Below are 11664 nucleotides of genomic sequence, written 5' to 3' on the forward strand. Positions count from 1 at the left end.
GCACGTCGACCCAGATTAGTGCAGGAGGCGCGGATCGGCGGCGAAGGAGGCGCAGGTCGGCTGGCACGCCCGCCGCGCCTGTGGAAACATGGGCGCACGAGCGAGGACGACCTCGAGCGTGGACCACCGGGGGAAGCCATGACCGATCCGAACGACTGGGCGGCCCCCGGGGCGCAGGACGCACCGCGCTGGGGCGAGCGGGTCCCGTCCGCGCCTCCCGCCCCTCCGTCGGGTCCGGCCGCCGGCCCGGGTCAGCAGCCGCCCGCGTACGGACAGCAGGCGCCCGCGTACCGACAGCAGGCCGCGCAGCAGCCGTTCGGCGGTCCCGGTGCGTGGACACCGCCTCCTCGTCCTGGTCTGCTCCCCCTCCGTCCGTTCACGTTCGGCGAGATCCTCTCCGCGTCGTTCCAGGTGTTCCGGCGCAACCCGCGCACCACCTTCGGCACCGCCCTGCTCGCGCAGGTCGTGCTGCTCGTCGTGACCGTCGGTGCCGCCGGGGGCAGCGCGTTCTTCGCGTTCTCCCGCGTCGAGTCGGCCCTGCCCGAGGACCGCGACGCGGTGGCGGCGGGGGCCGTCGCCACGGTCGTGCTCGCGACGCTCGTGCCCGTGCTGCTCACGGTGGTCGTCAGCGCCCTGCTGCAGGGGCTCTTCGTGCTCGAGACCTCCCGTCAGCTGCTCGGCGAGCGCCTCCGGCTGGGCGGCCTCTGGACGCTGGCCCGCGGGCGGATCGGCGCGCTGACGGGCTGGTCGGCCCTGCTCACGCTCGCCTACCTGGTCGCCGCAGGCCTCGTGGTCGGCGTCGTGGCGATCGGCGTCGTCGTCGGCACGGGTCCGAGCATCGGCGTCGGCATCGGGGTCGGGGTCATCCTCGGCCTCGGCCTGCTGGTGCTCGGCGTCTGGCTCACCATCAAGCTGAGCCTCGTGCCGAGCGCCCTCATGCTCGAGCGCATGCCCCTGCGTGCGGCCGTCGCTCGGTCGTGGTCCCTCGTCCGCAGCTCGTTCTGGCGCACCTTCGGCGTCGTCGCCCTCGTGTTCGTGATGATCCAGATCGCGACGCAGGTCGTGACGGCGCCGTTCTCGCTGCTGTTCGGCGTGTTCGGCAGCCTCATCTCGCCCACCGGCGACGTCGACGGCAGCGCGATCGCGGTCGCGGCCGTCGCGTACGTGCTCACCATCGCCGTCAGCGCCGTCGTCACGGCCATCGGCTCCGTGGTCCAGGCCGCCTCCGTCGGCCTCGTCTACGTCGACCGCCGGATGCGGACCGAGGGGCTCGACCTCGAGCTGGTGCGCCACGTCGAGGCCCGCGGCCGCGGCCAGGTCGACCTGCCCGACCCGTGGCGCTCCCCTGCTCAGCAGCAGCCCGGGCAGCAGCTCCCCGGGCACCACCCGCAGCAGCAGGGCCAGCAGCACGGCCCCGACGGCCAGGGCGGGGCACCTCTGCAGTGACGCCGACGACGACCGTGCTGGCCGCCGCCCCTCTCGACCCCGACCCCGACGAGGCGCGCCGGCTGCTGCTGCGCGAGCTCACGGGTCGCGACTACGTCGCGGCCCAGCCGACCTGGCTCGACCGTGCGGCCGACGCCTTCTGGAACTGGCTGAACGGCATCCGCTTCGGCGGGGTCGAGGGCGCGCCCGCCGTGGCCCTCGTGGTGCTGCTCGTCGTCGTGGTCGTCGTCCTCGTGGTGGTGCTCGCGGTCTACGGGGTCCCCCGGCTGAACCGGCGCTCGACGCTGGGGCCCGAGCTCTTCGGCGAGGGCGACGACCGCGACGCGGACCGCCTCCGCCGGGCAGCAGCCGAGGCGGCGACCGCGGGCGACCTCGTGCTCGCCGTCACCGAGTCGTTCCGCGCGCTCACCCGCGGCCTCGTCGAGCGCGACGTGCTCACGACCACGCCCGGCACGACCGCCCGCGCGGTCGGCACGCGGGCGGGGCAGGTGTTCCCCGGCCTCGCCGACCGCCTGGCCTCGGCCGCGGCCAGCTTCGACGGCGTCCGCTACCTCGACCGGCCCGGCTCCGAGGCCGCCTGGCGCGAGATCAGCGCGCTCGACCTCGAGCTCGAGCGACTCGCCCCCGTGGCCGCCTCGTGACGGCGACGACGCCGACGGTGCGTGCGTCCGCGCGCCGGGCGCGGCCCTGGGTCGCGCTGGCCGTCCTCGCGCTGCTCGGCGCCGTCGCGGCGGTGTTCCTCAGCGGCTCGGGCGCGACGGGCGGCCGGGCGCTCGGCCCCGAGAACCCCGCGCCGGCCGGGACGAAGGCGCTCGTCGAGGTCCTCCGTGACGAGGGCGTGTCCGTCCGTGTCGTGTCGTCGCTCGACCAGGCCCGGCAGGCCGCCGCACGTCCGGACACCACCGTGGTCGTCGACGACGCGGGATCGTACCTCGTCGCCGACCAGTGGAGCGAGCTCGGCGACGCCGCGAGCTCGCTCGTCCTCCTCGCCCCGGGTGCCACGGCGCTGGACGCGGTCGCCCCCGGCGTCTCCGCGGTCGCCGAGGTCGCCGACGGGGTCCGTGACCTGGGCTGCGACGTGCCCGAGCTGTCGCAGGTCGAGCGGGTCCACGCCGCCGGCCTCGCGTACTCCGCCGCGGGCGTCGACCCCGGTGCGGGCGTCGACGTGACGACCTGCGTCCGCGATCCCGACACGGACGGCTCCGGGCTCGTCGTCCTCGACGACGGAGACCGCCGCGTCACGGTCGTCGGCACGACCACGGCACTGACGAACGGCACGATCGCCACGGCGGGCGCGGACGACGCCGCCTACGCCCTCGCGCTGCTCGGGCAGTCCGACCAGCTCGTCTGGTACCTCCCCGGCGTCGACGACGTGCCCGAGGGCGCCGGCACCCTCGCGACGCTCACGCCGAGCTGGGTCACGCCCGTGCTGCTCCTGCTCACCGCGACCGCGGTCGCCGCGATGGTCTGGCGGGGTCGCCGGCTCGGTCCCCTCGTGGTCGAGCGCATGCCCGTCGTCGTCCGCGCGTCCGAGACGACGGAGGGGCGGGCGCGGCTGTACGAGCGCTCCGGCCAGCGTCGGCACGCCCTCGACCAGCTGCGCATCGGGTCGCTCGGCCGCTTGGCCCGCCTCACCGGCCTCTCGTCCACGTCGTCGGTGGACGAGGTGATCGACCGGGTCGCCGGCCTCGTCGGGGCCGACCCCCGCGGGCTCCGGCACGTGCTCGTCGACGCCGACCCTGCCGACGACGCCGAGCTCGTCCGCCTCAGCGACAGCCTGCTCGACCTCGAGCGGGCGACGGCCAGGGCAGCGGCTCCCTCGTGACCGGCGCCGCGCCTCCTCGTCCGCCGGCCGGCTCCGAGCCGGCCTGGCCCCTGACCGCCTCCACCGCCCCTCGCCCTGCGACCACCACCGGGAGAACCGCCGCATGACCACCGAACTCCAGCAGACCTTCGCCCGCGTGCGCACCGAGGTCGGCAAGGCCGTCGTCGCCCAGGACGGCGCCGTCACCGGTCTGATCGTCACCCTGCTCGCCCAGGGCCACGCCCTGCTCGAGGGCGTCCCCGGCGTCGCCAAGACGCTGCTCGTCCGCGCCCTCAGCCACGCCACCTCGCTCGAGACGAACCGCGTGCAGTTCACCCCCGACCTGATGCCCGGCGACATCACCGGCTCGCTCGTCTACGACGCCAAGGCCGGCGAGTTCGAGTTCCGGCCCGGTCCCGTCTTCACCAACATCCTGCTGGCCGACGAGATCAACCGGACGCCCCCCAAGACGCAGTCGGCGCTGCTCGAGGCCATGGAGGAGCGGCAGGTGTCGGTCGACGGCGTCTCGCGTCCGCTCCCCCAGCCGTTCCTCGTCGCCGCGACGATGAACCCGGTCGAGTACGAGGGCACCTACACGCTGCCCGAGGCGCAGCTCGACCGGTTCCTCATGAAGCTGACCCTCGACCTGCCGCCCCGCGACGCCGAGGTCGAGGTGCTCAGCCGCCACGCCGCCGGCTTCTCGCCGCGCGACCTGCGCGCCGCGGGCGTGACGCCCGTGCTCGGGCCGGCCGAGCTCGCGCAGGCGCAGGCCGAGGTCGGCCTCGTCGGCGCCTCGCCGGACGTGCTCGCCTACGTCGTCGACCTGGCCCGTGCGACCCGGGAGAGCGCGTCCGTCAAGATCGGCGTCAGCCCCCGCGGCTCCACCGCCCTGCTGTCGGCGAGCAAGGCCTGGGCCTGGCTGACCGGCTTCGACCGCATCACGCCCGACCACGTCCAGGCGATGGCCCTGCCCGTGCTGCGCCACCGCCTGCAGCTGCGACCGGAGGCCGAGCTCGAGGGCGTCGACGCCGACGCCGTGCTGCGCTCGGTGCTGCAGCAGGTGCGGGTCCCGATCTGATCATGGCCGTCACCGGATGGTTCGTCGCGCTCGTCGCGCTCGGCGTCGTGCCGATCGTCGCGACGGGGAGCGCCTGGGCGCTCGTGGGCTGGCTCGCGCTCGTGCTCGCCCTCGGGGCGCTGGACGTCGCATTGGCCGCCTCGCCGCGCCTCCTGCGGATCCGTCGCGAGCTGCCGGGCCCCGTGCGCCTCGGCGAGACGACCTCGGCCGAGCTGGTCGTCGTCAACGAGGGCCGCCGCACGCTGCGCGGCGTCGTCCGCGACGCCTGGCAGCCGTCGGCCGGTGCCGCGGTCACGCGCCGAGCCCTCGTCGTCCGGCCCGGTCGTGCCTGGCGCGCCACGACGACGCTCACCCCGTTCCGCCGGGGCGAACGGCGAGCCGAGGAGGTGACGGTCCGGTCGATCGGACCGCTCCGCCTCGCGGGTCGCCAGGCCGGGCACGCCGTCCCCGGTGTCGTCCGTGTGCTGCCCCGCTTCTCGTCGCGCCGTCACCTGCCGTCCCGACTCGCCCGCCTCCGCGAGCTCGACGGGCGCACCAGCGTCATGATCCGCGGCCAGGGGACGGAGTTCGACAGCCTGCGCGAGTACGTCCGCGGCGACGACGTCCGGTCGATCGACTGGCGAGCCACGGCCCGCCGCAGCGACCTCGTCGTCCGCACGTGGCGCCCCGAGCGCGACCGACGCGTGGTGATCGTCGTCGACAGCGGCCGCACCTCGGCTGCGCGCATCGACGACGAGCCGCGGCTCGACACCGCGTTCGAGTCCGCCCTGCTGCTCGGCGCGCTCGCGTCGCGCGCGGGCGACCACGTCGACCTCGTCGTCGTCGACCGCCGCGTTCGGGGACGCGTGCAGGGCGCGACCGGCGCCGCCCTTCTGTCGACCATGGTCGAGACGATGGCCCCGATCGAGCCGGAGCTCGTCGAGACCGACTGGTCGACCGTGCCTGCCCTCGTGCGCTCGGTGACCACCCAGCGCTCGCTCGTCGTGCTCGTCACGCCCGTCGACTCCCCCGGCTCGGCCCGCAGCCTGCTCGCCGCCGTGCCGCAGCTGAGCCGGCGCCACCTCGTCGTCGTCGCGTCGGTCACCGATCCCGACCTCGCCGTCGCAGCCGTCACGAGGACGAACCGCGACGAGGTCTACCGCGCTGCCGCCGCAGAGCGTGCCCGGCTCGACGTCGCCCGCGTCGCCGCCGCCCTCGGCCAGGTGGGTGCCGACGTCGTGTCGGGCTCGCCCGCCGACCTCCCGCCCGCGCTCGCCGACCGGTACCTCGCCTACAAGGCCGCCGGCCGGCTCTGACCCGCGCCGCCCCTCGCCGTCAGCCGGCACAGCGGCCTCCGCTCGCCGTCAGCCGGCGACGAGCTCCGTCGCCCCGGCCTCGAACTCGTCGAGGTCGCCGGTCTGGCCCGAGCGGTGCGCGCGTCCGCCCAGCACCCACTGGTACGCGAGGAACCCGGCCAGCGCGACCGTGCCGATGCCGATCTTGATCGGCCACGGCCAGTCCTGGCGCGTGACGAAGCCCTCGATCACGCCCGACACGAGCAGGGCGAGCATGAGCCCCACGGCGACGGTGACGAGCGCACGGCCGTCCTGGGCGAGCGCCTGCCCCCGGGTGCGGGCGCCAGGGGCGACCCACGACCAGAAGATCATCAGCCCGGCGCCTCCCGCGACGAAGATGCTGTAGAGCTCGAGCTGGCCGTGCGGGAGGATGTACAGGAAGAAGTACTCGAGGCGCCCCTGCTCGGCCATCAGGCCCGCCGAGATGCCCACGTTCATGGCGTTGTTCAGCACGACGTAGGGCACCCAGACCCCGGTGATGCCGAACGCCACGCACTGGGCGGCGATGAACGCGTTGTTCGTCCAGACCTGACCGGTGAACGACGAGGGCGCGCTCTCCGAGTAGTAGTCCACGAAGTCCTCCGTCGCGAACTGACGACGGAACTCCTCCGAGCCGAACGACGCGAGGACCGCGGGAGACCCGGCCGCCCAGACCGCGAACGACGTCGCCACGACGACCGTGACGAGCAGCACCGCGATCGACAGCCAGCGCACCCGCCAGAGGGCGGCAGGCAGCTGGGCGACGAAGAAGGTCGGCACCTGCGAGGCGAGGTTCCGCCCCGCCCCGGTGAACCGGAGCCGCGCGCGCGACAGGGTCAGCGACAGCCTGTCGGCGACGACGGACGGGCCCGCGGCCGTCTGCAGCGCCGACAGCTCGGCGGCCCCCGACTGGTACAGCCGGATCAGCTCGTCGGCCTCCGGGCCGGTGAGGCGCCGACGGCGCGCCAGAGCCTCGAGTTCGGTCCACTCGTGACCGTGGGCGGCGGCGTAGGCGTCGAGATCCATTCTGCTTAGATACTAGGCATGTCCGACCCGACGACGCACCAGCCGCCGACGCCCCGGCCGAGGCCGCGACGCACGCGCGCGGGGCGTGCCCCGCGGTCCGCGCCGACCCTGCGTGCCGACCAGGTCGACTTCTTCGACGGCGCCGACGACCAGCTCGTCACGGGCGAGGCGGTCGGTCTCGACCGCCGCCCCACCGGCTTCGTCCTCCGCGTCGCCGGTGCGCTGATCGACTACCTCGCGTACGTCGTCGTGCTCGTGGGCCTCGTGCTCCTGGTCGTCTCGCTCAACGACCGCGGCGCCGTGGACGACGCGACGGCCCAGGCCCTCATGGTCGCGTCGATCGTCGTCTGCCTGATCGGCCTGCCGACCGTGGTCGAGACGGCGTCGCACGGGCGGTCGCTGGGCAAGCTGGCGACGGGCGCGAGGATCGTCCGGACCGACGGAGGCGCGATCGGCCTCCGGCACGCGCTCACCCGGTCGCTCGTCGGCATGCTCGAGATCGTGATGACGACGGGAGGGCTGGCGGTCGTCGTCGCCCTCCTCAACCGGTCCTCGCGTCGCCTCGGCGACCTGATGGCCGGAACGTACAGCCGCAACGAGCGGGCGCCCCGCATGGGGCGTGTCGTGGTCCAGGTGCCGCCGCACCTCCTGGCCTGGGGCGCCGTGGCCGACGTGGCGCGCCTCCCCGATCCCCTGGCCCGTCGCGTCTCGTCCTTCCTGCAGCAGGCCCCGGCACTCCGTCCTGACAGCCGTCGGCGCATCGCCGAGTCCCTCGCCGACGAGCTCTCGCCGTTCGTCTCGCCCCTGCCCGCGACGGACCCGGAGTCGCTGCTGGCGGCCGTGTCCGCCCTCCGTCGAGAGCGCGAGGGCGTCGCCCTGGGGCGCGAGGCAGCCCTGCTCGACCGGCTCGAGCCGGCCCTCACGGGCACGGTGCGGGGCTTCCCGCGGCGCTGAGCCCGAGTCCGGCACGCACGAACGCCCCCGCCCCGTCTCGACGACGGCGCGGGGGCGTTCGTGCACCGGCGGCTCAGTACCGGTAGTGGTCGACCTTGTAGGGCCCGTCGACGCTGACGCCGATGTACTTCGCCTGCGCGTCGGTGAGGGTGGTCAGCTCGACGCCGAGGGCGTCGAGGTGCAGCCGCGCGACCTTCTCGTCGAGGTGCTTCGGGAGCACGTAGACCTCGGTCTCGTAGTTCTCGCGGTGGGCCCACAGCTCGATCTGCGCGAGCACCTGGTTCGTGAAGGAGTTGCTCATCACGAACGAGGGGTGACCGGTGGCGTTCCCGAGGTTCATCAGGCGGCCCTCGCTGAGCACGAGCACGCTGCGACCCGTGGGGAGGCGCCACTCGTGCACCTGGGGCTTGATCTCGACGCGCTCGGCGCCGGCGAGCGACTCGAGCCCTGCCATGTCGATCTCGTTGTCGAAGTGGCCGACGTTCGCCACGATCGCGAGGTGCTTGAGCGCGAGGAGGTGGTCGACGGTCACGACGTCGAGGTTGCCGGTGCCCGTGACGAGGATGTCGACCGTCTCGACGACGGACTCCAGACGGGCGACCTGGTAGCCGTCCATCGCGGCCTGGAGTGCGTTGATCGGGTCCACCTCGCTGACGATGACGCGGGCACCCTGGCCGCGCAGCGCCTCCGCGGCGCCCTTGCCGACGTCGCCGTAGCCGGCGACGAAGGCGACCTTGCCGCCGATGAGCACGTCGGTCGCCCGCATCAGCCCGTCGGGCAGCGAGTGGCGGATGCCGTACTTGTTGTCGAACTTCGACTTCGTGACGGAGTCGTTCACGTTGATGGCGGGGAAGAGCAGCTCGCCGGCACGGGCGAGCTCGTACAGGCGGTGCACGCCCGTCGTGGTCTCTTCCGTGACGCCTTGGAGCTCCGCGCCGATGGTCGTCCAGCGGTCGGTCGACTCGGCCAGCGAGCCGCGCAGCACCTCGAGGATGACGCGCCACTCGTGGCTGTCGCCGGGGGCGTCGTCGGGCACGGCGCCGGCGAGCTCGTACTCGCGGCCCTTGTGCACGAGCATCGTGGCGTCGCCGCCGTCGTCGAGGATCATGTTCGGTCCGGCGAACGAGGCACCTGCCCCGGCGGCCTCGGCCGACCAGTCGAAGATCTGGGAGGTGCACCACCAGTACTCGTCGAGCGTCTCGCCCTTCCAGGCGAAGACGGGCACGCCCGCCGGCTGCTCGGGGGTGCCGGTCGGACCGACGACGATCGCGGCCGCCGCCTCGTCCTGCGTGGAGAAGATGTTGCAGCTGGCCCAGCGGACCTGGGCGCCGAGAGCCGTGAGGGTCTCGATCAGCACGGCGGTCTGCACGGTCATGTGCAGCGAGCCGGCGATGCGGGCACCGGCGAGCGGCTGCGTCGGGCCGAACTCCTCGCGGAGGGCCATGAGGCCGGGCATCTCGTTCTCGGCGAGCCGGAGCTGGTGTCGACCGGCCTCGGCGAGGGACAGGTCGGCGACCTTGTAGGGCAGCGTGGTCGTGTCAGTGGGCATGGGACCATTCTCGCCCACCCTGCCCCGTGTGTCGCCCAGGAACGGGTCGACGCGTCGGGACGTCCCCCGGCTCAGGAACGCACGAGACGGGCGATCGCGGCCGACGCCTCCGCGATCTTCGCGTCGGCCACCGCCCCGCCCTCGCGTGCCGCCTCGGCGACGCAGTGCGCGAGGTGGTCCTCGAGCAGCTGCAGGGCCACCGTCTCGAGCGCCTTCGTGGCCGCGCTCACCTGCGTGAGGACGTCGATGCAGTAGACGTCGTCCTCGACCATCCGCTGGATGCCCCGGACCTGTCCCTCGGCACGGCGGAGGCGCGTGACGATCTGCTGCTTGGACCCGCTGTAGCCGGGAGCCCCCTGCGACGCGGTGCTCGGGTCGGTGGTCACGACGCCCGGATCAGCGCCAGGACCTCGTCGCGCACCGCCTCCATGCCCGAGCGCGTCGCCGCCTCGGCGTTGAGGCGGAGCAGCGGCTCGGTGTTCGAGGGACGGACGTTGAACCACCAGAAGCCGCCGTCGGTCGACGACCCCGACACGGTGAGGCCGTCGAGCTCGTCGAAGTCGCCCCGGCCGGTGAACGCCTCGACGACGCGGGTGTAGGCGGCGGGGACGTCGGTGACGGTCGAGTTGATCTCGCCGCTGGCCGAGTACGGCGTGTAGCGGTCGGTCAGGGTCGACAGCGGCTCGTCCTGGTGGCCCAGCTCGGCCAGCACGTGCATGGCGGCGAGCATGCCGTTGTCTGCGCCCCAGAAGTCGCGGAAGTAGTAGTGCGCCGAGTGCTCGCCGCCGAAGATCGCGCCCGTCGTGCGCATCTCGTCCTTGATGAGCGAGTGCCCGACCCGGGTACGGACGGGCACCGCCCCGGAGGCGACGATCGCCTCGGGCACGGCGCGCGAGGTGATGAGGTTGTGGATGACCGAGATGGAGGCGTCCGGCTCGGCCGCCCGGACCCGGGCGATCTCGCGCACCGCGACGATCGCCGCGACGGCGGACGGGGTGACCGCGTCGCCCTTCTCGTCGACGACGAAGCAGCGGTCGGCGTCGCCGTCGAAGGCGAGGCCAAGGTCTGCGCCGTGGGCGACGACGGCGGCCTGGAGGTCGACGAGGTTGGCCGGCTCGAGCGGGTTCGCCTCGTGGTTGGGGAAGGTGCCGTCGAGCTCGAAGTACAGCGGGACGATCTCGAGGGGCAGGGCCGGGAGCCCGGCGGCGGCGCCGAGGACTGCGGGGACGGTCAGGCCGCCCATCCCGTTGCCGGCGTCGACGACCACCTTCAGGGGCCGGACGTCGGCCAGGTCGACGAGCCCGCGCAGGTGCGCCGCGTAGCCCGGCAGCGCGTCGTGCTCGCGGAGCGAGCCCGGCACCTCAACGGACGAGATGCCGTCGGCGAGGTAGGCGGCGGCCCGGTCGCGGATCGAGGACAGGCCCGTGTCGAGGCTGATCCCCTGGGCGCCTGCCCGGCTCATCTTGATGCCGTTGTAGGTCGCGGGGTTGTGGCTCGCGGTGAACATCGCCGCCGGCGCGTCGAGCGAGCCCGAGGCGAAGTAGGACTCGTCGGTCGAGCAGAGCCCGAGGGCGACGACGTCCGCCCCCCTTGCCAGGGCGCCGCGGGCGAAGGCCGCCGCGAACGAGGGCGAGGAGTCGCGCATGTCGTGGCCGACCACGAGCTCGCTGCCTGCCGCGCCCACCTCGTCCGCGAAGGCGGCCCCGAACGCCTCGACGACGTCGTCGGTGAGCTGGCTCCCGACCAGCCCGCGCACGTCGTAGGTCTTGACGAAGGCGGAGAGGTCGACGGTGTCTTCAGTGGTCATGGCCCAAAACTACCCGGCGCAGCACCTGCCAGCCCTGGGGGACGGACAGGGACGACGCGTGTCGGGCGCACAGGTCGTACCCGTGCGGCTCCACCCGGTCGCTCAGGGGGCCGACGACGACCATGGAGTCCGCGTACACGTAGGTGAGGGTCGACACCGCCTCGTCGTGGCAGGTGACCTTGCTGCAGGGTCGTGGCTCCATGGACCGCCACGATACCGCCGGACTACGATGGCGAGATGCCGAGGCCACGTCGAGTCCGCGTCACCGACCGGTCCCGCCGGCGAGACCGCCACGGTCGCGGGCTCCGCTCCTCCGCCGCGGGGCCGCACCTGCCCTTCCTGCGCACGAGGGTCGAGCTCTTCGACGACCTCGTCGCCGAGACGGCCGACCACCTGCGCGAGCTGTGGCCCGACGACCTCGCCGACGTGACCTTCGAGGTCGCCGGGCTGCCCGCCGACCCCGACCCGTCCCGCGTCGAGCGCTGGCGCGTCGACCGGGTCGCCCGCAGCGTGGTCGTCTACCGGCTGCCCGTCGAGCGCCTGTCGCACGTGCCCGAGGCGCACCGGCAGGTCGACGACGAGTGGCAGCACCGCGTGCTCGTCGAGGGCTGGGTCCTGCAGGCCGTCGGCGACCTCCTCGGAAAGGACCCGTGGGACCTCTCCCCCGACCGGTGGCGCGACCGCTGA

At 73.9% G+C, this 11664-nt stretch carries 12 protein-coding genes; 7 read left to right on the forward strand and 5 right to left on the reverse strand.

Annotated features, from left to right (window positions below):
* Positions 1–138: 138 nt before the first annotated feature.
* The 5 genes from ITJ48_RS04445 to ITJ48_RS04465 all read left to right on the forward strand — a co-directional run bounded on the left by ITJ48_RS04445 (position 139) and on the right by ITJ48_RS04465 (position 5623).
* Entirely contained in the window at positions 139–1446 is a 1308-nt protein-coding gene (locus ITJ48_RS04445) for a hypothetical protein (RefSeq protein WP_194612547.1), read from the forward strand.
* Positions 1443–2087, forward strand: coding sequence for a DUF4129 domain-containing protein (locus tag ITJ48_RS04450; RefSeq protein ID WP_194612548.1), 645 nt, complete (start codon positions 1443–1445; stop codon positions 2085–2087). The genes ITJ48_RS04445 and ITJ48_RS04450 overlap by 4 nt, the downstream gene beginning before the upstream one ends.
* Positions 2084–3271 carry a DUF4350 domain-containing protein gene (locus tag ITJ48_RS04455; RefSeq protein WP_194612549.1) on the forward strand — a complete coding sequence of 396 codons (1188 nt, stop codon included), beginning with the start codon at positions 2084–2086 and terminating at the stop codon, positions 3269–3271. Before ITJ48_RS04450 ends, ITJ48_RS04455 begins: the two co-directional genes overlap by 4 nt.
* Before the next feature lie 103 nt (positions 3272–3374).
* Positions 3375–4328 carry a MoxR family ATPase gene (locus tag ITJ48_RS04460; protein ID WP_194612550.1) on the forward strand — a complete coding sequence of 318 codons (954 nt, stop codon included), beginning with the start codon at positions 3375–3377 and terminating at the stop codon, positions 4326–4328.
* Positions 4329–4330: 2 nt separating this feature from the next.
* On the forward strand, positions 4331–5623 hold the full coding sequence (locus ITJ48_RS04465; RefSeq protein WP_194612551.1) for a DUF58 domain-containing protein: 1293 nt from the start codon (positions 4331–4333) through the stop codon (positions 5621–5623).
* A gap of 48 nt (positions 5624–5671) precedes the next feature.
* On the opposite strand, the gene ITJ48_RS04470 is transcribed toward ITJ48_RS04465, so the two are convergent.
* Positions 5672–6667, reverse strand: a complete 996-nt coding sequence (locus tag ITJ48_RS04470) for a stage II sporulation protein M (protein ID WP_194612552.1) — start codon at positions 6665–6667, stop codon at positions 5672–5674.
* Between the two features lie 18 nt (positions 6668–6685).
* Between ITJ48_RS04470 and ITJ48_RS04475 the strand changes: the two genes are divergently transcribed.
* A complete protein-coding gene (locus ITJ48_RS04475; RefSeq protein WP_194612553.1) occupies positions 6686–7621 on the forward strand; it encodes an RDD family protein in 936 nt (311 codons plus the stop codon).
* A gap of 73 nt (positions 7622–7694) precedes the next feature.
* On the opposite strand, the gene ahcY is transcribed toward ITJ48_RS04475, so the two are convergent.
* The 4 genes from ahcY to ITJ48_RS04495 form a co-directional block, all read right to left on the reverse strand.
* Positions 7695–9170 carry an adenosylhomocysteinase gene (gene ahcY, locus ITJ48_RS04480; protein ID WP_194612554.1) on the reverse strand — a complete coding sequence of 492 codons (1476 nt, stop codon included), beginning with the start codon at positions 9168–9170 and terminating at the stop codon, positions 7695–7697.
* Between the two features lie 71 nt (positions 9171–9241).
* Positions 9242–9493: a metal-sensitive transcriptional regulator gene (locus ITJ48_RS04485; RefSeq protein ID WP_233569053.1), complete on the reverse strand. Its 252-nt coding sequence runs from the start codon at positions 9491–9493 to the stop codon at positions 9242–9244.
* Between the two features lie 59 nt (positions 9494–9552).
* Positions 9553–10977: a phosphomannomutase/phosphoglucomutase gene (locus ITJ48_RS04490; protein WP_194612556.1), complete on the reverse strand. Its 1425-nt coding sequence runs from the start codon at positions 10975–10977 to the stop codon at positions 9553–9555.
* Positions 10967–11179, reverse strand: coding sequence for a DUF3499 family protein (locus ITJ48_RS04495; RefSeq protein WP_133737779.1), 213 nt, complete (start codon positions 11177–11179; stop codon positions 10967–10969). The genes ITJ48_RS04490 and ITJ48_RS04495 overlap by 11 nt, the downstream gene beginning before the upstream one ends.
* Positions 11180–11214: 35 nt before the next feature.
* Here ITJ48_RS04495 and ITJ48_RS04500 point away from each other — a divergent pair, with 35 nt between their 5' ends.
* On the forward strand, positions 11215–11664 hold the full coding sequence (locus tag ITJ48_RS04500; RefSeq protein ID WP_194612557.1) for a hypothetical protein: 450 nt from the start codon (positions 11215–11217) through the stop codon (positions 11662–11664).

Source organism: Frigoribacterium sp. VKM Ac-2530 (assembly GCF_015350835.1).
GTDB lineage: Bacteria > Actinomycetota > Actinomycetes > Actinomycetales > Microbacteriaceae > Frigoribacterium.

Excerpts from the sequence above, each read along its gene's own strand:
- ITJ48_RS04445 (WP_194612547.1), top strand. The coding sequence starts at position 139 with ATGACCGATCCGAACGACTGGGCGGCCCCCGGGGCGCAGGACGCACCG.
- ITJ48_RS04460 (WP_194612550.1), top strand. The coding sequence starts at position 3,375 with ATGACCACCGAACTCCAGCAGACCTTCGCCCGCGTGCGCACCGAGGTC.
- ITJ48_RS04465 (WP_194612551.1), top strand. The coding sequence starts at position 4,331 with ATGGCCGTCACCGGATGGTTCGTCGCGCTCGTCGCGCTCGGCGTCGTG.
- ITJ48_RS04470 (WP_194612552.1), bottom strand. The coding sequence starts at position 6,667 with ATGGATCTCGACGCCTACGCCGCCGCCCACGGTCACGAGTGGACCGAA.
- ITJ48_RS04475 (WP_194612553.1), top strand. The coding sequence starts at position 6,686 with ATGTCCGACCCGACGACGCACCAGCCGCCGACGCCCCGGCCGAGGCCG.
- ahcY (WP_194612554.1), bottom strand. The coding sequence starts at position 9,170 with ATGCCCACTGACACGACCACGCTGCCCTACAAGGTCGCCGACCTGTCC.
- ITJ48_RS04490 (WP_194612556.1), bottom strand. The coding sequence starts at position 10,977 with ATGACCACTGAAGACACCGTCGACCTCTCCGCCTTCGTCAAGACCTAC.
- ITJ48_RS04495 (WP_133737779.1), bottom strand. The coding sequence starts at position 11,179 with ATGGAGCCACGACCCTGCAGCAAGGTCACCTGCCACGACGAGGCGGTG.
- ITJ48_RS04500 (WP_194612557.1), top strand. The coding sequence starts at position 11,215 with ATGCCGAGGCCACGTCGAGTCCGCGTCACCGACCGGTCCCGCCGGCGA.